Source organism: Arenibacter aquaticus (assembly GCF_003957295.1).
In the GTDB taxonomy this organism is placed as follows: Bacteria; Bacteroidota; Bacteroidia; order Flavobacteriales; family Flavobacteriaceae; genus Arenibacter; species Arenibacter aquaticus.
Genome location: NZ_RQPJ01000001.1, coordinates 673,189 through 696,565, shown reverse-complemented (window position 1 = coordinate 696,565; position 23,377 = coordinate 673,189). Strand labels below are relative to the sequence as shown.

Below are 23,377 nucleotides of genomic sequence, written 5' to 3'. Positions count from 1 at the left end.
CTACAAATTTTCGCCAATTTGAACAGCTTACCAACCTATAATATGACTAGTTGTAGTACTTTTTTTGCTCGTGAATTGGTTTGTAGGGATTATGTGGATTTTTAGTATTATGTTTATAGGGATTTTATAAGTCATGAAACTCCAATTTGCCGATAGAAGTAATTTTAACAACAGCTCCTTTACCACCAAGGTGAAGAAGTATCCCTATTTTCTAAAAATATGGCACTATCATCCCGAACTGGAACTGGTGGTGGTATTAAAAAGTGAGGGAACTTGTTTTGTGGGCGATTCCAGTGAAAAATTCCATGAAGGGGAGATTGTATTGCTGGGCGAAATTTTACCGCATATGTGGCTGAGCGATGAGGACTACTTTCAATCCAATCCCAACCTATCCGCAAAAGCCTATGTAATGCATTTTAAAAGGGATTATTTGGGAAGTAAATTTTTTGAAACCCCGGAAATGCAGCATATCCATAGTCTGTTTGAAAGAGCTAAAAATGGAATAAAGTTTTTTGATATAGACAAGGAACTAATACAGGAGGCTAGGGATATGTTGAAGTTGGAGGGTTTTAATAAGACCGTTGCGTTTTTAACCATATTGGATAAGCTGTCTAGGCACAAGAGTTATAAATTATTGGCGAGCCAAGGCTTTTTAAACACCTATGTATTATCACAAAACAAGCATTTGGACAATGTACATGCCTATATCTTTAAAAATTTTTACAAAACTATAACCCTTAAGGAAGCAGCGCGCATTGCCCATATGAATCCTTCTGCCTTTAGTAGATTCTTTAAACGTTCCAAGGGCACAAGCTTTACGCGTTATGTAACCGGGATTAGAATTGGGTATGCCTGTAAATTACTATTGGGAGGGGAGTGTAGTATTACTACTGTGTGTTATGAATCCGGGTTTAATAGCATTTCCAATTTTAATAGGCAGTTCCGCTTAATTATGAACTGTTCACCGTCTGATTATTTAAGGGAGCACAAAAAATCTGGCAGCGATTATGAATAACCACCACGTATTATTGGATATTGGATATAGCAAGAGTGAATAGGTTATGCTTTATTCTCCCCCAAAAGCAGGCGTATCACTTTTTAATGATCTGAACATTAGGAATAGAACCTGATGCATTTCTTCGCCAATGGATTGTCTGAGAATGGAAAAAGCCTTGGTAATATGGGCCTCTACCGATTTAATGGATAACTGTTTATATTCGGCAATCTCTAAATTGGTGAGTCCGTCTTGTTTACTTAACATAAAGATTTCCTTGCACTTTGGGGGTAGGTCCTGTATGGACCGTTTTACAAGTTTTATTTTGCGCTCTAAGGCATGTTCATCTTCATTTTCCATCATAGTAGTAAGCGCATCAATATATTTTTTCTCTAAGGGAACTACTAATTTCTGTTTGCGATATTCATCTATAAATTCATTGTAAACCGACTTATAAAGAAAGCTTCTGATTTCAAAATCGGGCTTTAATCCGTTTCGTTTTTTCCAGGTACGGATAAAAACGTTTTGCACAATGTCCTCAGCGGCCTTCTGGTTATTTATAAGGCTGTAGGCATAAATACAAAGCTTATGGTGGTAGGTATCTACTAGAAACGTATACGCTTTGGGATCACCAGCTTTCAATGCTTCAATAAACTGGGGGGTGTTTAAATAGTTGTTGGGCATATGGTAATTTGGTAATAATTGGCGGTTATTTTGGGCAAAGTAAAAAAAAACCATCAAAAAAGTTAGGGTTATGTAAAATCTATACGTATTAATTGTAAATAGTACGTTTCTAATGAACCATAATATATCAATGGACCTAATTACCAAATTCCTGACCCATCAAGCCTCGGCAGATGAGTTGGATACCTTAGATGAATGGTTGCGGGATGATGAAAACGAAAAATTATTCAACGACTATGTCCAAACTAATTATGCCATTGATTACCAAATGAGACAATTCGACGCCAATAAATTAAAAAGTAAGTTGCAGGATTTAATGGATGAAGAAAAAAGGACTTTTAGAATAAAAAAAACACGTAATATTATTAGTTATTCCGCTGCAGCGGTTGTATCTGTTTTATTATGTACAAGCTATTTTTTCAAGGATAGTATTTTCTCCAAGACCATTGAAACCAAACCAAGAATAATAAGCAATAATATAGTTGTAGGTTCTGATAAGGCTACCTTAACCTTGGAAGATGGCTCTCAAATTGTCTTGGGAAAAGGGAACGCCTATGAAACACAAAATGTTCATAGTTCTGGTGAGAAAATTGTCTACAGAGAAGACAGTAGCAATAGTGAAAAAGAGGTCTATAACTTTTTAACTATACCAAGAGGGGGGCAGTTTCATCTAGTATTGTCAGATGGGACAGAAGTTTGGTTAAATTCCGAATCCCAACTTAAATATCCAGTGTACTTCAAAAAAGGGAAAACCCGTGAGGTAGAACTGGTTTACGGTGAAGGTTACTTCGCCGTTTCCCCTAGTACGGAGCATGAAGGTTCAAAATTTGTGGTTTCCAATCAATCCCAAGAAATAGAGGTGTTAGGAACCGAATTTAATATGAAGGCCTATAAAGGGGATATTAATATATATACCACCCTGGTAGAAGGCAAGGTTGTGGTTAGTACCACAAATGGAAAACGCGAACTGCTACCCTCACAACAGGCGAACCTAAATCTTAATGATAACAGCATGGACATTGCTTCTGTAAACGTTTATAATGAGATTTCTTGGAAAGACGGCGTTTTTAGTTTTAGAAGAAAGCCGCTAGGGGAAATTATGACGGTGCTGTCGCGCTGGTATGATATGGATGTGGTTTTTGAAAATCCTGACTTGGAAAAAGCGGGGTTTAACGGAGTGCTGGATAAAGATCAGAATATAGAGGATATATTAAATACTATAAAGAATTTCAAGGTCATAAAGGACTATGAAATAATTAATAAAACAATACTCTTAAAATAAAAATAATTTTTAATAAAAGGGAGCGAAGGAGAACATTTAGCGGTGCATCAACTTCGTCCCTTTAGACTGTATTATTTAAACCAATGTCTAACCAATACCATGTAAATTTATGAAAATTAAATTAATCAAGTCCCGGTCGTTTGTCCGGATGCGGGTGCTAATTATGATGATGAAAACCTTTATTTTTCTATTGTGTACAACCGTTTTTGGGATAACTACAGAAACATCATTCTCCCAGGAGAAAGTAACCATAGAGGCCGATAAGGTAGTCTTTGTAGATGAGGTTTTTGATATTATTCAAAACCAGACCAAGTATCGTTTTTTATATCCAGACAATCTGTTTGCGAACGCTCCTGAAGTACAATTGAAAAAAGGAGAGATTGGGGTAGATGAGCTTTTAAGACAGAGCTTATCCAAGAGCGCTGTTGAGTTTGAGCTGTCCAGAAAGAATCGTATTGTGATCCGTGAACGGTATAGCAATGCCGAGCCTACCGCAGAAATTTCGCTGCAACAGCAACAATACCTAGTTACAGGTACAGTTACTGATCAGGAAGGACAGCCCTTGCCGGGTGCCAATATTGTGGAAAAAGGAACATCCAATGGGGTGACGGCCGATTTTGACGGGAATTTTTCAATTCAATTGGAAAGCGAAAATGCCATATTGGTTGTTTCGTATATCGGATTTGCTTCAAAAGAAGTGCCGCTTAACGGACAAGCTTCAATAACTATTGTCCTGGAGGAATCTGCAGCCGGATTGGAAGAAGTTGTAGTTGTGGGTTATGGTACTCAGAAGAAAGAGACTGTTACCGGGTCTGTGGCCACCGTTCAGTCCGAGGACGTTACGGTAACGCCCTCTCCTAATCTACAACAAAACCTTCAAGGAAGATTACCCGGGTTAAACCTGAGCCTAGGGCAAGGGCGTCCCGGAGCCGATGGTTCTACAATAAATATTAGAGGTTTTGGAGCCAATGGTTCTGGGGGTAATCAGGGAGAAAGCCCCTTAGTTATTGTTGATGGCTTTCAACGCGACTTCTCACAACTAGATCCAAACGAAATAGAATCGATATCTGTTTTAAAAGATGCGGCAGCAGCGGTTTACGGAGTTAGGGCCGGTGCAGGTGTTATTTTGGTTACTACTAAAAGAGGTAAATTGGGAAAGCCTGTGGTTACTTATAATACCACATATTCACTTGCTGATTTTACTAGTTACCCTGAGTTTGCAGATTACCAAGGTTACTTGAAAGCTGTTATGCAGCATAGGGATGGTAGTAATGATGGAGTTGTTGATAATATTACCAGTGAAAGATTGGCATTGCTGGAAGCTGGGGATCCTGGTACAGATTGGTTTGATGTAATTACCAATCGTTTTGCACCACAGGCCCAGCACAATTTAAATGTGAGGGGAGGTAGTGAAAAAATAAAATACTTTACCTCAATAGGCTTTTTAGATCAAAAGACAATATGGGCTTCAGGGGATTTCGGCTATGAACGTTATAATGGCTCTATGAACTTGGATTTTGAGATTTCAGACAATCTTTCAGCTGCTGCTCAATTGGGATGGAGGCGAGAATTGAGAAGTTCGGATAGATCTTTTGAGTCCAGTGATTTATTTTCCATTGGATGGTCCAACCCAGCTTTTCCTAGTTCTTTGCCAGATCCGGATAAAGTGCCTGGAGCCAATATAGATAATCCGCGTAGTCCGCTCTCAGCTACTAGACGGGATATAGCGGGTTATGATGATACCAGAACAGATAATATTAATGCTTCGGCAGAATTAACGTATAAAGTTCCTGCAATAGAAGGGTTGAGTTTTACAGGAAGAGCTGGTTATTTACAAGTTTATAGATTTCGTAGTATTTTATCAAAGCCATATGAGTTGTGGTACTTAACAGATACCGGTTATAAAAGCCAAGTTGGTAGAGAGCAAACTACTTTGAGTGAGCAAACCTATAGATTTGAACGCTTAACTACCAACATAAGCGCAAATTATAATAGAAGTTTTGGGGAACATAACTTAAGTGCACTTCTTCTTTTTGAAAGTATTAGTGAGCAAACGAGGGATTACAGTGCCAACGGAAATGATTTATTGTCTAGTGCAACTCCCTTTTTATTTGCTAACAATCCAGATTTCGCCACGGTGTCCGGAGGAGGATCAGAGTTGGGGAGAACAGGTATTGTTGGGCGTTTAAATTATGACTATGCAAGCAAATACCTATTGGAGTTATCTTTTAGGCAAGATAAATCATCATTCTTTCCAGAAAATTCCAGGACTGGATTCTTTCCAGGAGTATCTGCTGGGTGGGTATTGTCTAAGGAGGATTTCTTAAAAAACTCAAAGTCAATTAACTTGTTAAAATTAAGAGGGTCTTATTCTCGCTTAGGAAATGATGGGTCCAATACCTATGACTATATTGATGGTTTTGAACAGTTAAGAGGCGAAAACGGATATGTTTTTAATGGAGATTACCAATCTGTAATACGTACCCTAGGTATTCCTAACCCCCGTATTACTTGGCAGCTAAGTGATTTATACAACGCAGGTTTGGAAATGCGATTTATGAATAATAGGTTGGGATTGGAAGTTGATGCGTTTTACAGAAAAAGAAGTCAATTGTTGGCTTTGGATCCTGGAGTTGTAATCGTTAATACATCCGGAGCAGTATTGCCATATGAAAACATTGAGGAAAGAGACAATAGAGGCTTTGAGGCAGCATTAAATTTTAGAGGAGGTGTGGAAGATTTTAATTATAAATTTTCTGCAAATGCCTCATGGTCAAGGGAAAAATGGGTAAAAAACTTTAGTGACCCAGAAGAATTTATTACTGAGGACAGAGAGCGCATAAATAAACTAAGTGGCAATTGGCTAAATAGAACTTTTGGTTATGCTTTTGACGGCTTCTTTACCCAGGAGGAAATTGATAATTTAACCATAGATTATTTTAATGGTCAAAGTCCTAATCTAAGAGCGGGTGATATTAAAATAAAGGATACCAATAATGATGGCAAAATTGATCAGGATGACCGTATACTAATAGGCCGTAATACAGTACCTGAGATTTTATATGGTTTTAATACCGAGCTTAACTATAAGAATTGGGATTTTACCATGTTTTGGCAGGGGGCTTCCAATTTTAACCAGAACTTTAGTGGTCAACAAAGGGGTATTTTTGTGCAGAATAGTGGTACTGCCACACCATACCAATACATTGTAGATAATTTATGGACAGCCGAAAATAATGGTGTAGGGGCGGAATTTCCTAGAGACTTAACAGGTCCTACCAATAGTTTGACACTGGATAAATACTTTATGGATTCTGGTTACTTACGCTTAAAGAACATTGTTGTTGGTTATTCTTTGCCAAAAGAAATATTAGAGAAATCCGGTATTAGTAATGTCAGGTTATCGGTAAGTGGAACCAATATTTTAACCTTTGATAAATTAGGTGTATTTCCTTGGGATCCTGAAACCGGGGGTGTTAATAATTACCCCGCACAACGTCAATATACTCTTGGTTTAAACGTAAGTTTCTAAAAAATAAAAAATGAGAAAAATAAAGATTTTAGTTATAGTTTCCTTGTTGGCCAATTTGGCTTGTCAAGACCCTTTAGATGCAACAAGATTGGATGTGATCTCAGCAAATGTAGTGTGGGATGATGCCAATTTAGTGGATGCCTATATGGCAGATGTATTCAATAGAATAGACGTGGTGTACCAACCAAATTATGGTAGGGTAAACAATGAGCTTTATGCGGAAACCAGTCTTGGGGCTGAAGGACGATTTAGGGGCACTGCAAACGGCTATTCAGATGTAGGCGGTAGTGTAAATGGTAGCAATACAAATCATGTCATGGCTTATTGGAGATGGCAGCTAATGCGTGTTGTCAACGAGGCCATAGCGCGATTATCTGATGAAAATAGCGGATTAACCACGGAATATCGTGAACAGCGTTTGGGACAAGCTTACTTTTCCAGGGCGATTATGTATTTCCAAATGGTAAAACGTTATGGTGGTGTACCAATTATTTTAGAAGTGCAAGATGTAAGTTTGGATCCAGACTTACTTAAAGTTCCAAGAAGTACTGAAAAAGAAACATACGATCAAGTTATAAGTGATTTCAATAAGGCAATAGAACTATTACAGGATAAGCCCGTGGGTGGTTGGGAACCAAATGTGGATGCGGCCATTGCCTTTAAGAGCCGTGCTGCTTTATATGCGGGTAGTATCGCAGAGTTTGATGCCTTGCTTCCTATGAAAAAGGATGGCTTGGTAGGTATTAGTGCCTCTAACGCAGACAACTATTATACGCAATCATTGGAAGCTTCAAAGCTTCTAATGCCGGCACCTTTTGGTACCGGCTCTTACCAGTTAAGACCGGGCGCTACAACATCTGAATATCGTGAAATTTTTGACGATATAGGAAGTGCTAATGATACTGAGAGCATAATGTTCCAGCAATTTAGCGGTCAAGGAGGAATTACCAATAGTTTTGATACGCATACTTTGCCTAGAGCACTCCCCGATCATGCTAACTGGGGAGCAGCTGAAAATGTATATTTTGAAACTATTACTTGGTTTGATTATAAAGATGGAACTGATGGAGAATTACTACCCGATGGATCGGGAACTTTAGAAGATAATTTAGGGCCTGATACATTTTATGATCTAAAGGAATTGTTTGATGCCAGAGATCCAAGATTTAAGGCCTCTGTAGGTTATCCCGGAATGGTTTATGCTGGGGCACCTGCATATTTTCATGAGGCAGTAACGGATGCTGTCGCCGCCGCTGATGCTGGCGTACCTACATCATCCCCACGTCAAAACCGAATTCAATCCGCAATAGCAGCCTATAAATTAGCAAACACAGCAACACCTATCGTAGCTTCTCTTCAAAGTAATAACCCGCTTATGATAATGAGATTGGCAGAGATTTATTTAAACTATGCCGAGGCCGCATTTGCTTTAGGACAAACAGATAATGCTTTGGATGCTGTAAATGCAATTAGGGAAAGAGCTGGAATGCCATTGTTAAGTACAATAAGCTTTGACGATATAGTGAATGAACGTAAACTGGAATTAGCATTTGAGAGACATCGCTATTGGGATTTAAAACGTTGGAGAATAGCCGGCGATTTCTTAAATCAGCAATATACTGGGGTTCAATTTACTTGGGATGTTGCAGCTGATACGTACTCAATTACAAGAAAAACTAGTACAGAAGCCGTTGTGCGTCTATTTAAGCCACAAGATTATTATTTACCTATTCCTGTGGAGGATATTGAAAATAATGATGCTTTAATCCAAAACCCCGGATTTGAACTTTAGTATGGCCCTTATGATTTAGATTCATAATCATGCATCCAAAAGGACCTAGTCAAATTTTTTGTAGGTAGGGGTGCCATAACATGCTAAAATCTAGGTTGCGATAATTTTATTATAAGTGGATAGTTTAATTTTTAAAAGGGCAGATTTACAAAATCTGCCCTTTTTGTACCTATAAGCCGTTAAGTTGCTCATCGGCTACTCAAGCTTTGGTGTTACCTAGATGTCATTGGCTATATTTCCATATAGCGTGATTTTTTTAATGCCATGAAAAATTTATCAAAAAGAGGATTGAAACTTATAGTTTAAGCAAAAAACGTACCGCAAGAGGTCGTTTTTATGGTGGCAACTTCCCTATTCATATGCTAATTTTAAAAAATGATTTTTAGAAGAAATATATCGTCAATATGAACTATTCAACATTAAAATTTTGACCAATGTTAAGAGTACTCAATTTTATAACAATACTGTTTGCCTTGTCCCTATTCTCCTGCCATGCCCAGAGGAATAAGAAAACATCGGTGAAAACGGCAACACCATCCCCTAACATTATCTACATCCTTGCAGATGACCTGGGGTATGGCGATGTCAAGGCCTTTAACCCTGAAGGGAAAATTGCCACCCCTAACTTGGACGCTATGGCAGCCAATGGTGTTAAGTTTACAGATGCCCATACCTCATCGGCAGTATGTACCCCTACCCGCTATGGTATATTGACGGGGCGATATAATTGGAGAACCTCCTTAAAGAGTTTTGTATTAAGCGGCTATTCAAAATCCTTGATAAAACAGGAACGTACCACAGTTGCCGAAATGCTAAAAACACAGGGTTATACTACGGCTTACGTGGGCAAATGGCACCTTGGCTGGGATTGGGATATGCAGGATAAGAATCCTAACTTACAGCATAATAAACTAAATGGGAATCCAAAGGTGAATTTTGCTGCTCCGGTCGAAAATGGGCCAGCTACCCATGGGTTCGACTACTCCTTTGGTTTTTGTGGTTCATTGGATATGGCACCCTATGTATACGTGGAGAACGATATGCCTACCATGGTGCCCACCAAGTCTACCGTTTCGGTCGATGAAAAAGGGATATGGCGAAAAGGACCAACTTCGGACGATTTTGTACACGCCAACGTGCTGCAGGATTTGACGGATAAGGCCGTTGAGTATATAGATGAAAAGGCGAAGGGAAAAGCGCCCTTCTTCTTATATTTTCCATTGCCCGCTCCCCACACACCTATTTTGCCCACCACTGAATTTTTGGGTAAAAGCAATACCAATATGTACGGCGATTTTGTAATGCAGGTAGATGATGTGGTAGGCCAAATAAGGGCAGCCCTTAAAAAACAGGGCATATCGGAAAATACCCTTTTGGTGTTTACCAGTGACAACGGCTGTTCGCCCAAAGCCGATTTTGAGGAGTTAGCCAAAGTAGATCATGATCCCAGCTATACTTTTAGGGGAACCAAGGCCGATATTTTCGAAGGCGGGCACCATGTTCCCTTTATTGTAGAATGGCCTAATAAAGCTCCAAAAAATGCCAGTACGGACAAAATTATCTGTACTACCGACTTTTTTGCCACTTGCGCGGAATTAACAGGGTACAAAATTAAGGATGCCGAGGCAGAGGACAGCTATAGCATGCTGTCCCTTATAAAAGGAGAAAAAGATGAGGAGATTCGTGAATATACCGTTCATCATTCCATAAATGGATCTTTTGCCATCAGGCAGGGCTCTTGGAAATTAAGTATTTGTCCCGGTTCCGGCGGGTGGAGCTACCCAAGGCCACAGGATATAAAAAAGGAAAATCTTGATTTGCCCTCTATGCAGCTATATAATTTGGCAACTGATATTGGGGAGACAAAAAATTTGATAGCCCAACACCCAGAGAAAGCAGCCGAACTTAAGTCGGCCCTAAAAAAGATAATTCTAGATGGCAGAAGTACTCCTGGAACCAAGCAGAAAAATGATGGCATGGAGGGGTGGACACAAATTGATGGCATTGTCAACTAAATTTTTACTAACAATCATACAAGTCCATGCTTAAGTTTTATATATCCATTCTATCCTTTCTTTTGGTATTCTCTGTTTCCTGTCAAAAGCAGGAAAGTGAGAGTCGGCCCAATATTGTTTTCATCCTTGCCGATGATTTGGGCTATACCGATCTTAGTTGTATGGGCAGCACCTATTATGAAACACCAAACATAGACCGTATAGCAGATCAAGGAACTATTTTTACCAACGGCTATGCTGCAAGTAGGGTGTGTAGCCCTTCAAGGGCCAGTATAATGTCCGGTAAATTTACTGCCAGGCATAATATTACCGTACATATAGGGTCTCCTTCCGGTGAGGCATGGCGAAAAAGGAATCGCTTTACAAAACTGCTTCCTGCCGATTATACCCACAACCTGCCCAAGGATTACATTACCATGCCCGAAGCATTGAAACAGCATGGGTATAAAACTTTTTTTGCAGGGAAATGGCACTTAGGGGATAAGGGTTCTTGGCCCGAAGATCACGGATTTGATATCAACGTTGGCGGCTGGACTTCAGGAGGGCCAAGGGGAGGTTATTTTTCACCCTACCAAAACCCCAATTTGGAAAACCTGAAAGAAGGGGAGAACCTTTCGCACCGCCTTGCCAAGGAAACCGTAAATTTTATACAGGAAAATAATCCGCAGAAAACCGGAAAACCTTTTTTTGCTTACCTGTCCTTTTATGCGGTGCATTCGCCAATCCAGACCACACAGGAAAAATGGAAGAAATATCGGGATAAGGCTGTAGAACAGGGAATAGCGGAAAGTGCCTATAGCATGGGGAAATTTTTGCCCATTCGCCAAGTACAGGACAACCCCATATATGCCGGTTTGGTAGAACAAATGGATGATGCCGTTGGGCAGGTACTTTCGGCCCTTGATGATTTGGGATTGGAGGAAAATACCATTGTAGTGTTTACCTCCGATAATGGAGGGGTAGCTGCCGGGGATAATTTCTCTACCAGTAATAAACCCCTGCGAGCGGGCAAAGGGTACCAGTTTGAGGGCGGTATCAGGGAACCCTATTTTATTAAAGTTCCCGGTCTCTCCAAAGGAGGTGAGAAGATTGATTATCCTGTATCTGGAACGGATTTTTATCCCACATTTTTAGAGTTGGCAGGTGCCGAAAAACTGCCTGGGGAACACAATGACGGCATTAGCCTTCTTCCTTTATTTAAAGGGGAAACGCCGGCAGAGCGCGCCCTTATCTGGCATTTTCCGCATTACGGCAACCAAGGGGGAGAGCCTTCTTCAATTATTCGCCGAGGCAACTGGAAGCTTATTCATTACTATGAGGACGGAAGAAAAGAACTCTATAACCTGTCTAAAGACCTTAGTGAGACAACGGATGTTGCGACAGCCTATCCTGATAAGGTAGAAGAGCTGAACAAGGAGTTGTTCGACTATCTAAAAGAGGTGGGGGCCAAATACGCAAATCCCGACCCAGAATATTCAGAAGAGAAGGCCAAGGAGTTTTTGCACAAAATGGAATATGAAAAAATGCCTGCTTTGGAAAAACAACGGATGGAGATGCTATCCAATGATTTTGATCCCAATAACAACTGGTGGGGCAGTATGGCGACCAAAGATTAAAAATATATAAGCAAAATTTAAAATTTATATGATAATGCGGAGAATGTTCTTTTTTATTGCCCTGTTGACAGTTTTGGTGTCCTGCCAAAAACCGCTGAATAGTTTCCACCTAACTTCGCCAGACGGTAATCGTTCGCTTGCTATAGAACTTGTTGATGATAAGTTGAATTATTGGGTACATTCGGGAGACTTGCAAAGTATAGGGACTTCGGAACTGGAAATATTTCCAAACGCCTCAGTAACCATTTTGGAGGCTTCCGAAAGTGAAAACGATGATAGTTGGAGTCCGGTTTGGGGGCAGCAAAGCAGCATCCGGGACCATTATAAAGAACTTCAATTGGATCTAAATATCGATGGAGTATCCGGTAAATTGCTGGCCAGGGCCTATAATGAAGGAGTCGCATTTAGATTTGTCCTCCATGAAGGCGATAAGCCAAAGGAAGCCATTTTTAAATGCACATATAGCATTCCCCAAGGAAGTAATTTTTTTACGCCCGCAGGTGAAAGTGAGCCCTTGGGTCCCGTGGATTTTAAAGGATTAACGGATTATTTACTAAAGAAAAGCGATAAAAAAAGGAAAATAAGCGTCCCGTTGGTGGTTGAATCGCCAAACCAATCCTATATGGCACTATTGGAGTCGGACCTTTATGTGGCCAAGAGTATAGACCCTATGCAGCTGGATATAGCAGGTGCGGAAGGAAAAATATTGTCCGTAAACAAAGTAGAATTGAATGAAAAGGAATGGACCAGTCCCTGGCGGGTTATTCTTTTCGGGAAATCCGCTGGGGATCTTGTGGTGAACACAGTACCTATCAATTTGGCAACTCCATCCAAACTTGATACTACAGATTGGATAAAGCCTGGAAAGACCTTGTGGGACTGGCGTGTTCATGGGTACACTGCTCCCGATGGTTTTGAGTATGGCATCAATACCGAAAGCTATTTCCGTTTTATCGACTTTGCCGCAGAAAGAGGAATCGATTATTTCCTTATTGATGATTCTTGGTATAAGGAAGTTACCAAGGGACATTTTGAGCTTTCGGATAAACTGGACCTACAAAAAGTAATTGATTATGCCGAAGAAAGGGAGGTAGATCTAATGTTGTATTATGATAGGAGGCACGGAGAATACGGCGATGAGGAACTTTTTCCCTATTACCAGTCTTTGGGGATGAAGGGCATTAAATATGGTTTTATGGGTAACAATGTGGATTTTACCAGGGAGGCCATAAAGCAAAGTGCAGCCAGTAACTTACTGATCGACTTCCATGACAGTCCGGTACCTTTTACGGGAATAAGACGTACCTACCCCAATGCCATTACCCGCGAATATTGTCATGCCCAACAAGATTCACGTCGGGCCTTTACCCCAGAATCATTCATCAAAATGGCACTGATAAATGCCATTACCGGTCCTTTGGATATGAACAACGGCAACTTTGATTTGATCGGAATCAACAATGGCCTAAGGCAAAAAGGCCCACGGGAAACAAATACTTATTTTTCGACAGTAGCTTCTGAAGCCGCCCGAACATTGGTTATTTTCAGTGGTTTGGTCTGTATCCCGGATGCCCCGGAAGCATATGCGGCCAAGACCGATCTGTTCGAATTTATTCAAAAATTGCCTGTTGGGAAATGGGACGAGAGCCAGGTGCTACATTCCAAAATAGGCGAATATATTACTACGGCCAGGCGCCACGGTAAAGAATGGTTTATAGGAAGTGTGTACAACCAAGAAGGGGGAACTCTGGACATTGATCTGGACTTTTTGGAGACGGATCAGGAATACGATATCACCTTTTACGAAGACACCAAGGAAACCCATTGCAAGACCAATCCAGAAGCTTACCAGGTAAGGAAGGGCAAAGTAAGGAAAGGGGATGTTATTAAGGCCGTAATGGCGCCAGGAGGCGGACATTGTATGTGGATACGGCCAACTAAATAACACCTAATTCTTTCTGTGATGTAGATTTCTCACTTTGGGAAAGAATTCCAGTTGTTGAATTTTATGAGCCCGAGATATGTACAATTTATGCGTAGCAATAGCTAATTTATGAGTGTTATAAGGGAATTAATAGTATTATTTTAGACCAACAAACCATGGGTAACAAGTACATATTTTTTTCAAAAAAAAGAATGAAAATTTTCGTTCTACCAATCATCATCTCTCTACCCTTGAGCTTCCTTTTGGGTTGCGGATCCAATGCCCAAAACCCGTCCAAGGAAGTAAAGCCAAATTTCATTATCATCTTTACGGACGATCAAGGCTATGGAGACCTTAGTTGTTTTGGTGGTGAACATGTCTACACCCCCAATATTGATAAAATGGCCGCGGAAGGCGCTAAGCTCAGCAGTTTCTACGTGGCGGCCCCTTTGTGTACGCCGTCACGAGCAGCCCTTATGACGGGTTGTTACCCAAGAAGGCTAAACATGGAACCGCCCTCCAGTTTGGCGGTGGAGCTGCCAAATGTACCTGCGGGAAAACGGTTCCCGGTTTGTTTGGCTGCCGATGGAAATGGTTTGAACCCAGATGAAATTACCCTCGCAGAAATCGCCCAATCTGTGGGTTACAGAACTGGGATGTTTGGGAAGTGGCATTTGGGGGATCAGCCGGAGTTTTTACCAACCAGACAAGGGTTTGAAGAGTTTTTTGGCTTGCCATACAGTCACGATATTACTCCTAGTCACCCTAGACAGGAATTTTTTAAATTTCCATCCCTACCTCTTTTAGAAGGGGAAGAAGTCATAGCCCTGGATCCCGATCCCAATTATTTAACCAGAAGCATTACGGAACGGGCGGTGAAGTTTATAAAAAATCATAAGGATGAGAACTTCTTTCTTTATGTGCCACATCCCATTCCTCATGGGCCCTTGGCAGCATCATCAGAAATTAAAGAAGCATATGCACAAGAATTGGTCAATGGTCAAAAGGCTTCACCAGATCTTTATTCAACGGCTATTTATGAGATCGACTGGTCGGTAGGAGAAATTCTTTCGGCCCTAAAAGAACAGGGTATCGATGAAAATACGATTGTATTATTTACAAGTGATAACGGATCAGCTAATAGAAGGGGATCTACAAAACCATTGAGGGGGCATAAGGGGCAAACCTTGGAAGGAGGCATGCGTATGCCTACCGTGATTCGCTGGCCCGGTAAGATTAAAGCAGGGGTTGAAATTGATGAACTTCTTACCACTATGGATGTGCTTCCCACTTTTGCTAACTTGATTGGAGCAAAAATGCCCGAAGACCGTATTATTGATGGGAAGGATGTCATGTCCGTGCTTCTGGGTGGTGCAGAAAGTCCGCATGAATACTTTTTTTATTCCCATTGGGGAGTTTTGGAAGCGGTTAGGTGGAAAGATTGGAAGCTCAGGATCATAAATGGGGAAGAGGCACTCTATAACCTTAAGGATGATATTGCAGAGAAGAACAATTTAAAAGATCAATATCCTGATATTGTTGCACAACTAAAAAATGCAATGCAAGAATTTGATACGGAAGTAACCAAAAATGCGCGTCCTTCAGGGCATGTTGAACATCCAAAGGCATTAACCTTAACAAGTTCACAAACAAATGAACATTGAATATAATGAGTAAACAACTTATATTTTTAGGCTGCCTTGTTTTATTAATGGGTTCGTGCAATTTTAAAAAGCAAGATCCTGCCAATAAGCCAAACTTCATAATCATCTTCACCGATGATCAAGGATACAGCGATGTGGGCTGTTTTGGGTCGCCAAACATCAAGACCCCACATTTGGACAAAATGGCGTCTGAAGGGATGAAGTTTACCAACTTTTATGCCCAAACTGTCTGTGGGCCATCCCGAGCGGCATTAATGACAGGCTGTTACCCTATGCGCAATGCACGAAACGACAATGGAGACGTGCCACACCCCAAACTATCCCTGAGTGAAATTACCATTGCCGAGGTCCTAAAACCTGTTGGTTATAAAACTGGAATGATCGGGAAATGGGACCTGGCTGGGCACAATCCAGAGCAATTCAACCCCAATCTACTTCCAATGCACCAGGGATTTGATATGTCTTTTTTTACACCAACAAGCAACGATTCCAGAGTACATTTATTGAGAAACAATCAGTTGATTGAAAAGAATACTGATATGTCCACCCTTACAAAAAGGTATACGGATGAGGCTATCAATTTTATTGAAAAGAGTAGTGAACAGCCATTTTTCTTATATCTGGCACATACCATGCCGCACACTAAATTGGCGGTTTCAGATGCCTTTAAAGGGAAGTCGGAAGGTGGCTTTTATGGCGATGTCATTGAAGAAATAGATTTTAATGTTGGAAGGATCTTGGCCAAGCTTAAGGAAACAGGGCTGGATAACAACACCTATGTAATTTTTACCAGTGACAATGGACCGTGGTGGATCAAGAAAGACCATGGTGGCCATGCCCAGCCCCTTAGGGGAGCCAAAACCTCTGCCTGGGAAGGCGGACTTAGGGTACCCTTTATAATTAGGGCGCCTGGAAAAGTGCCGGCTGGTAAAACGTCAGATTTGGTAACGGCTACCCTAGATATGCTACCAACCTTGGCCCAAATTGCAGGAGCAGCAATCCCCAAGGATAGGGTAATAGATGGATTGGATATTTCAGATATTATCCATGGAGAAAGAACTGACTTAGACCGACCTTTTTTCTATTATCAGCACCATGTATTACGAGCTGTTAGAAAAGGAAAATGGAAATTACATTTGCCCCATCAGCCCCATTCTACCTCTATCGTCTATAAGAAATGGCCCATTCACTCTGCGCCCGAAGACCGCGTTTTATTTTCAAAATACATGTTGTATGATTTGGAAAACGACTTAGGGGAGACCACCGATGTTTCTGCCGATAACCCAGAGGTTGTTACCGAACTGGTAAAACTATTGGATTGGGCAAAGGAGGATATAGGTCATTTGGAGACAAGAGGAATAAATGCAGGCCCCTTGGGAACAGAGCCCTATTTTACACCAAATGATATTATTCCTGTGAAGGAAAAGAGTAAACAATAAACGATTAATGGGATGTTTTATAAAATAAAATTTTGTCGAAAATTAACGCTTTTAATAAGTGTTGTTTCACTTTTATATTGTGGTTTGTCAAGCTTGTTTGCCCAAGATAAACCAAACGTACTGTTTATTTGTACCGATGAGCAACATCCGGCGATTTCGGGGTTTCGAGGGAATCCGGTGATAAAAACACCCAACCTTGATGCCCTTGCAGCTAAAGGGGCCCATTTTACAAGGACCTATGTTGCAAGCCCGGTATGTGCTCCTAGCCGGGCCGCATACATGTTTGGTAAGTACGTTAACCAAATAGAAAGTTGGTATAACGCAAAAGCCTGGCCAACGGATGAAGTTACCTGGGCCACCAAACTTACAGAAAGTGGTTATCATACGGCCCATTACGGCAAAATGGATTCACCTGGATTATATGACAAACTGGGTTTTACAGAGGAGTGGCATTCTGCCAAAAGACCGGAAAGAAAGACTATAGGCCCGGACGCACGGTTTTTACCTGACCGACCTCGCTTGGCCAAAGGACATCTTAGGGTGAACACATTTGATATTAAGGATTATAAGGCCGACCCTTATACGAGAGGTTCCCATAAATTTGGACAATACGCCGTTGACCGTCCAACCATTAATCATGCCTTAAGGTTTCTGGAAAATAGAGAAAACGACAAGAAGCCTTGGATGCTGCATGTGGGACTTCTCATGCCCCACTGGCCTATGACGCTACCACAAAAATATTATGACATGTATGCGGATGTGGAGATCCCCATGCCCCATGACGCAAAGTTCCCTAACAAGGATATACATCCTGCCCTGCAGCATTTTCAAAAGTGGGACGGTTTGGATGTGCCTCCGGATGAGGAGAAGTTTAAAAATGCACTCAGAGCCTATTACGGGATGATAACCTGCCTTGATGATATGGTAGGAGAACTTATCGCCAAACTTAAAAAAGATGGGACTTATGACAATACGTTTATCATCTTTACCTCAGATCACGGTGATAATCTAGGGGAACATGGATTGATGGGTGACAAACATACCCCTATGGAAGGCTCAGTAGCTGTTCCGTTGATTATCACTGGCCCAGGTGTACAACCTGGTTTGAAGGTAGATGCCCCCGTCACTTTAGTAGATATGTATCCAACGATCATGGATATGGTAGGGATTTCCCATAACGATTCCCAGCTGTCAGGGGTAAGCCTGCTGCCTGTTTTGGAGGGAAAAGAGGCAGCTCCGGATCGGGACATATTCTCGGAATGGCATGGGGTTGGATTTCCGGGAGCTTGGTATATGCTTGCAAACAAGAAATACAAGTATATCTACTACGAGCGCAACAGACCCAGCTTGTTTGATATGGAGGAAGACCCGAAAGAACTAAATGACCTTGCACTTAATCCGTCATATGCCGAAAAACTAAAAGAGTTTAAAGCAAAACTTCACACTATGATTGATCCTATTAAGGTGGCCCAACTGGCCAGAAAGGATCAGGGATTGATTACCGAGGACGGGAAGGAATTGATATTCGGAGAAGCTGAGGTTCCGGATACAAAAGAATAGTAATAATTGGCACCTTAGTAGTAGCACAACGGTGTTGCGTTTTAATTAATGTAACCACCAACTATGAAAGAGATTAAAAATGATAAGGCAGAACATATCAAATGTGAATTTATAAAAAGTGGAAATATGAATCTCAGATTAAAAAACAGTCAAACTATGACTTTAAAACTAAGTGTTGCCCTTATTCTTGTATGTTGTATTGGGGCCTTAAAAATGCAGGCCCAAGATATGCCCAATGTAGTGTACATTTTGGTAGATGATTTGGGCTATGGTGATGTTGGTTGTTATGGAGCAACAAAAGTAAAAACCCCACATATAGACAAACTGGCGAGCGAAGGTAAAATATTTACCGATGCACATTCTGCCTCAGCAGTATGTACCCCATCCCGTTATGCCTTGCTTACGGGGCAATATCCAGTGCGGGCAAATAACGGAAAGGGATTGTGGGGGCCTTCACCCGTTACGTCGGAATTATTGATAAACCCTGAGCAATTTACACTTGCCGATGTGTTTAAAAAGAGTGGTTACGCAACAGCTGCTTTAGGGAAATGGCATTTAGGGTTTGGAGAAGGGGAAAACACTTGGGATAAGCCATTGCGCCCTGGACCCAACGATTTAGGATTTGACTATTATTACGGTATTCCAGTGGTAAATAGTGCACCCCCATATGTATATGTAGAAAATGACCGTGTAGTGGGCGAGGATCCAAACGACCCTTTGGTGTATGTAGGAAGAGGGAAGGAAAAAGAGGTTACACCAATTACTCCTATACCACCAGAAGCTTCCCAACGCACGGCCAATATGTTTAAAGGTGCTGTAAAAGCCCATAAGCTGTACAATGATTATACGGTGGGAACAGTATTGGCAGGAAAGGCTGTGGATTGGATTACAGAGAAAACAACCAAAGAGAAGAAAAGTCCTTTCTTTTTATACCTGGCCACCACCCATATTCATCACCCATTTACTCCTGGAAAAAATTTTCAAGGAAAAAGTGATGCCGATCTTTATGGCGATTTTATTCAGGAGCTGGATTGGATGGTGGGACAGGTAACTTCTACACTGGAAAAACAAGGAGTTGCCGAAAATACTTTAGTTATTTTTACCAGTGACAATGGGGCTATGTTGAATTTAGGGGGGCGTAATGCCGTAAAGGCGGGTCACAAAATAAACGGAGACCTTCTGGGCTTTAAGTTTGGTGTGTGGGAAGGTGGCCACCGTGTACCTTTCATTGCCAAATGGCCAGGGAAAATTGAAGCCGGTAGTGTATCCGATCAGTTGATCTGTAATGTAGATATGTTGGCTACTTTTATGGCCCTAACCAAACAAAATTCAAAAGATATTGATGATTTGGATGGTGTAAATGTGTTACCGGCCTTGGTAGGCAACCCTAAAGAACCCATTAGAAAAGAATTATTGTTGGCACCAAGAAGTCAGAAACACTTGTCACTGAGAAAAGGAAAATGGATGTATATTCCAGCTCAGGGGAGTGGAGGCTTTAGGGGTTATAAACCTCAGCATCATGCATGGGGAGGTGCTCCTGGAGTAGCTTATGTAGGGGGTACCAATAGTGATATGGAGAAAGGACAACTAAAAGAGGATGCCCAAATTGCACAATTATATAATTTAGAAGAAGACAAATATCAAACCACCAATGTATACAACCAGTTTCCGGAAGTGGTAAAAGAAATGGAAGCTGTTTTAGCAACCTTTAGGCCCAAAGACTAATTTTAATGTCTGGTCTATGCGTTGTATTATACAATTCGGAAAATGAAATAAAAAAAATGGGATTAAATAAACCAATGTTAATTATTGCCATAGCCTTTTTGTTAGGGGCTTGTAATTCGCCCAAAAAGAAAAATTCAGCTGTAATAGAGCCCTATGACGGTAGCTGGGAATCCCTTCAAAAAATGCCGGTACCCGACTGGTTCAATGACGGGAAAATAGGGATCTTTATTCATTGGGGCCCTTATAGTGTCATCGGTCACCGCAAAGGGGGTAGAGGATATGCGGAACATGTGCCAAAGTTGATTTACGAAGACTCAACATATTATTATAAGTATCTAAGAGAGCGCTGGGGCGCTGTGCCTCCGGAGTTTGGTTACAAGGATATTATTCCCGAGTTCAAAGCTGAAAATTGGAATCCTGACGATTGGGCAAAACTCTTTGCTGAAGTAGGCGCAAAGTATGTGGTCCTTACGGCAGAGCATCATGACGGTTGGGCAAATTGGGATTCGGACCTTACGCCTTGGAATGCAATGGACATGGGGCCCAAAAGGGATATTGTAGGCGATTTGGGAGAGGCAGTTCATAAGCATGGGCTTAAATATGCACCTTCCTACCACAGGGAAAGGCATACGAGCTTTTTTACCACCAAAAAATACGTGGTAGATGCCGAAGCAAGGCCCGATATCCTAGAGGAAATTAAGCGAGTTCCACAAGCGGAATCGCTTTATGGCCCATTTGGCTTTAGCAAGGAGGCCGTGGATGAATATGTGGCGAGGTGGAAAGAAATTCAAGAGAAATATCAACCCGATATGCTGTGGGTAGACGATATTCCTATTTTTACCCGTGATGGGAACGATACTCGTAAAGATCCCCAGGAATTTAAGCCTGTTATAAAGTATTTTTATGACCAGTGTCGCCTTATGATCACCGATTTTATGAATAACGGAGCACAAAGGGGACAGGAAGTTTATGTGAATAACAAAGGAGCCAATAGAAACTGGCCCGATGGGGTAGGCTGTTTGGAAAAGGATAACCTAAAGCTAGAAGTAATTGGCCCAAAATGGCAAAGCTGTACCACCTTTGGCACTTCCTTCGGTTATTTGGAGAACGATACCTACAAGACTGTTGAAGATGTGATTAGGGAGATGGTAGAGGTAGTGTCAAGAAATGGTAATTTCTTGGTGAATATCGGACCCAAGGCAGACGGGACCATCCCAGAGGAGCAAATAGAGCGATTGCAAGAAATGGGCAAGTGGTTGGGAATAAACGGGGAGGCAATTTATGGAACCCGCTATTGGAAGGTAAATCAGCAGGAAACAGGAAATCTTGCCTTTACTACCAAGGGAACAAAGCTTTTTGCGATTGCCTTGGAAAAACCAGAGGAATCCATAGTAATTGAGGGAACAAAAGGATGGACCGATAATGAAGTGGAGTCGGTTAAACTTCTAGGATCCGAGGCTGTGGTTAAATGGAGCATGACGCCCGCAGGCTTGAAAATTTTTCCCCCTGCAGACTTGGGAAAAAGTGAACATGCCTGGTCTTTTGAAATCGCAACCACTAGTGAACAACACGCACCCAATGTTATACAAACAGATGCCAATAAGGCGTTGAAGGGAACTAAAAAGGTAGATTTGGATGGGAACAATTAAAAAGGCGATAGGTTTTCTTCTTTGCTCTTTGATATTGTCTTCCTGTGAGCAGGAAAAAAGACCAAATATCATTTTTATCATGGCAGATGACCTGGGGTGGCAAGATGTGGGCTTTATGGGCAGCAAATGGTTTGAAACCCCCAACTTGGATCAGCTGGCAGCGGAAAGCCTTGTTTTTAACAATGCCTATATGTACCCAACCTGTTCCCCTTCACGAGCGGCATTGTTAACAGGTAAACAGTCCTTTAGAACGGGAATATACAATGTACCCGTACTGGAAAGAGGGGATAATCAACACAACATATTTTCGCGTTGGACAGTTGGCCTGGAACATAAGATGTATGCCGAACCATTAAAAAAAGCCGGTTACCAATCCATTCACTTGGGTAAATGGCATGTGGTTGGCCCCAACCCAAAAGAAGAGGCCGATTTTCCATTTGAAAAACCCTTAAAGCAACCGGCCAACGGTAGTTTGGATTGGTTGGCAGACCACTTAACCATTGATATTCAAAAATACTATCCATTGGGAAAGGGGTTTCATGAGAACGTAGGAGGTACTTGGTGGGGCGATCCTGCCCGTGGGTATACCCAAGGCTATAAATCTGAGAGCGGTGGCTATAGGGCCCCTTTTAAAAACCCGTTCATTGGTGACAAAGAAGATGATGAATGGTTGACCGATCGGCTTACCGATGAGGCTATCAATTTTATAAAACGCAACAAAAAGAAACACTTTTTTGTGAACCTTCATTATTATGCACCGCACCGGCCTACGGTTCCAAGAGACCAAGATTTGTTTCAGAAATATATGGGTAAGGCTTCAGATCCCAAAACAGGTCAAGGAGAAAATAACCGTGAAGAAATTGCGGGCTACGCTACCATGATAGCCGCCATAGATGAAAATGTAAAGCGCATTTTTGATTATTTGGATAAGGAGGGGTTAAGGGAAAATACCATTGTGATATTCACTTCCGATAACGGATATAATGGTTTGCAAAGCGGCACCAACAACTTGCGTGGAGCCAAAGGCACCATTTACGAAGGGGGGTTGCGAGTGCCTGCTTTTGTAAATTGGAAAAACCATATTGAACCCAGGGTTTCAGAAACGCCCATTTGCGGAATGGATTATTTTCCTACATTTTTGGAGTTGGCCCAGATAAAGGATTATGACGGCAAACTTGATGGGGAAAGTATAGTGCCTTTATTGAATAACACTTCATTTAATGAGCGGGCACTTTTTTGGCATGTGGCCAGTACCTATAAAAATCCGCCCTGTTCCATAATCAGAAAGGACGAATGGAAGCTGATCCAGTTTTTAAACGATGGTAAAGCGGAATTGTACAACCTGGATAAGGATTTAAAAGAGTCCCATAATTTGGCGGAAAACAATCCTGAAATAGTTTCACAGTTGCTGGATGAACTTATGACTTGGCGCAAAAACAATAGTGTGCCGCTTCCACCGGCATCAACCTTGGAATTTTAGAATAGTGTACAAATTATTTAA

14 protein-coding genes are annotated in these 23,377 nt (G+C 41.4%); 13 read left to right on the top strand and 1 reads right to left on the bottom strand.

The annotated features are described in order from the left end of the window. Positions 1-133: 133 nt before the first annotated feature. Complete coding sequence (locus EHW67_RS02635; protein ID WP_126160781.1) at positions 134-1,015, top strand: AraC family transcriptional regulator; 882 nt, start codon at positions 134-136, stop codon at positions 1,013-1,015. A gap of 51 nt (positions 1,016-1,066) precedes the next feature. On the opposite strand, the gene EHW67_RS02630 is transcribed toward EHW67_RS02635, so the two are convergent. After that, on the bottom strand, positions 1,067-1,678 hold the full coding sequence (locus EHW67_RS02630; protein WP_126160780.1) for an RNA polymerase sigma factor: 612 nt from the start codon (positions 1,676-1,678) through the stop codon (positions 1,067-1,069). Between the two features lie 112 nt (positions 1,679-1,790). Between EHW67_RS02630 and EHW67_RS02625 the strand changes: the two genes are divergently transcribed. The 12 genes from EHW67_RS02625 to EHW67_RS02570 all read left to right on the top strand — a co-directional run bounded on the left by EHW67_RS02625 (position 1,791) and on the right by EHW67_RS02570 (position 23,356). Continuing rightward, entirely contained in the window at positions 1,791-2,960 is a 1,170-nt protein-coding gene (locus EHW67_RS02625) for a FecR family protein (RefSeq protein WP_126160779.1), read from the top strand. Between the two features lie 109 nt (positions 2,961-3,069). Continuing rightward, complete coding sequence (locus EHW67_RS02620) at positions 3,070-6,492, top strand: SusC/RagA family TonB-linked outer membrane protein (protein WP_126160778.1); 3,423 nt, start codon at positions 3,070-3,072, stop codon at positions 6,490-6,492. Positions 6,493-6,502: 10 nt separating this feature from the next. Next, complete coding sequence (locus EHW67_RS02615) at positions 6,503-8,284, top strand: RagB/SusD family nutrient uptake outer membrane protein (protein ID WP_126160777.1); 1,782 nt, start codon at positions 6,503-6,505, stop codon at positions 8,282-8,284. Positions 8,285-8,718: 434 nt separating this feature from the next. Beyond that, positions 8,719-10,299, top strand: coding sequence for a sulfatase family protein (locus EHW67_RS02610; protein WP_126160776.1), 1,581 nt, complete (start codon positions 8,719-8,721; stop codon positions 10,297-10,299). 26 nt (positions 10,300-10,325) lie between these two features. After that, a complete protein-coding gene (locus EHW67_RS02605) occupies positions 10,326-11,915 on the top strand; it encodes a sulfatase (RefSeq protein WP_126160775.1) in 1,590 nt (529 codons plus the stop codon). 28 nt (positions 11,916-11,943) lie between these two features. Beyond that, the gene (locus EHW67_RS02600) at positions 11,944-13,860 is read left to right on the top strand and encodes a glycoside hydrolase family 97 protein (protein ID WP_126160774.1); all 1,917 of its coding nucleotides are present in this window, start codon (positions 11,944-11,946) and stop codon (positions 13,858-13,860) included. A 191-nt stretch (positions 13,861-14,051) separates the two neighbouring features. Continuing rightward, on the top strand, positions 14,052-15,503 hold the full coding sequence (locus EHW67_RS02595; RefSeq protein WP_126160773.1) for a sulfatase family protein: 1,452 nt from the start codon (positions 14,052-14,054) through the stop codon (positions 15,501-15,503). A 5-nt stretch (positions 15,504-15,508) separates the two neighbouring features. Then, the gene (locus EHW67_RS02590) at positions 15,509-16,942 is read left to right on the top strand and encodes a sulfatase family protein (RefSeq protein WP_202911902.1); all 1,434 of its coding nucleotides are present in this window, start codon (positions 15,509-15,511) and stop codon (positions 16,940-16,942) included. Positions 16,943-17,026: 84 nt separating this feature from the next. After that, a complete protein-coding gene (locus tag EHW67_RS02585) occupies positions 17,027-18,502 on the top strand; it encodes a sulfatase family protein (protein WP_158285058.1) in 1,476 nt (491 codons plus the stop codon). Between the two features lie 63 nt (positions 18,503-18,565). After that, positions 18,566-20,227, top strand: coding sequence for a sulfatase family protein (locus EHW67_RS02580; RefSeq protein ID WP_202911901.1), 1,662 nt, complete (start codon positions 18,566-18,568; stop codon positions 20,225-20,227). A 56-nt stretch (positions 20,228-20,283) separates the two neighbouring features. Next, a complete protein-coding gene (locus tag EHW67_RS02575; protein ID WP_202911900.1) occupies positions 20,284-21,876 on the top strand; it encodes an alpha-L-fucosidase in 1,593 nt (530 codons plus the stop codon). Then, positions 21,863-23,356 carry a sulfatase gene (locus EHW67_RS02570; RefSeq protein WP_126160771.1) on the top strand — a complete coding sequence of 498 codons (1,494 nt, stop codon included), beginning with the start codon at positions 21,863-21,865 and terminating at the stop codon, positions 23,354-23,356. The genes EHW67_RS02575 and EHW67_RS02570 overlap by 14 nt, the downstream gene beginning before the upstream one ends. Positions 23,357-23,377: the final 21 nt, after the last annotated feature.

Bases quoted from the DNA above. Each gene is read 5' to 3' on its own strand.
- EHW67_RS02635 (WP_126160781.1), top strand. From the start codon at position 134: ATGAAACTCCAATTTGCCGATAGAAGTAATTTTAACAACAGCTCCTTT.
- EHW67_RS02630 (WP_126160780.1), bottom strand. From the start codon at position 1,678: ATGCCCAACAACTATTTAAACACCCCCCAGTTTATTGAAGCATTGAAA.
- EHW67_RS02625 (WP_126160779.1), top strand. From the start codon at position 1,791: ATGAACCATAATATATCAATGGACCTAATTACCAAATTCCTGACCCAT.
- EHW67_RS02620 (WP_126160778.1), top strand. From the start codon at position 3,070: ATGAAAATTAAATTAATCAAGTCCCGGTCGTTTGTCCGGATGCGGGTG.
- EHW67_RS02615 (WP_126160777.1), top strand. From the start codon at position 6,503: ATGAGAAAAATAAAGATTTTAGTTATAGTTTCCTTGTTGGCCAATTTG.
- EHW67_RS02610 (WP_126160776.1), top strand. From the start codon at position 8,719: ATGTTAAGAGTACTCAATTTTATAACAATACTGTTTGCCTTGTCCCTA.
- EHW67_RS02605 (WP_126160775.1), top strand. From the start codon at position 10,326: ATGCTTAAGTTTTATATATCCATTCTATCCTTTCTTTTGGTATTCTCT.
- EHW67_RS02600 (WP_126160774.1), top strand. From the start codon at position 11,944: ATGATAATGCGGAGAATGTTCTTTTTTATTGCCCTGTTGACAGTTTTG.
- EHW67_RS02595 (WP_126160773.1), top strand. From the start codon at position 14,052: ATGAAAATTTTCGTTCTACCAATCATCATCTCTCTACCCTTGAGCTTC.
- EHW67_RS02590 (WP_202911902.1), top strand. From the start codon at position 15,509: ATGAGTAAACAACTTATATTTTTAGGCTGCCTTGTTTTATTAATGGGT.
- EHW67_RS02580 (WP_202911901.1), top strand. From the start codon at position 18,566: ATGAAAGAGATTAAAAATGATAAGGCAGAACATATCAAATGTGAATTT.
- EHW67_RS02575 (WP_202911900.1), top strand. From the start codon at position 20,284: ATGGGATTAAATAAACCAATGTTAATTATTGCCATAGCCTTTTTGTTA.
- EHW67_RS02570 (WP_126160771.1), top strand. From the start codon at position 21,863: ATGGGAACAATTAAAAAGGCGATAGGTTTTCTTCTTTGCTCTTTGATA.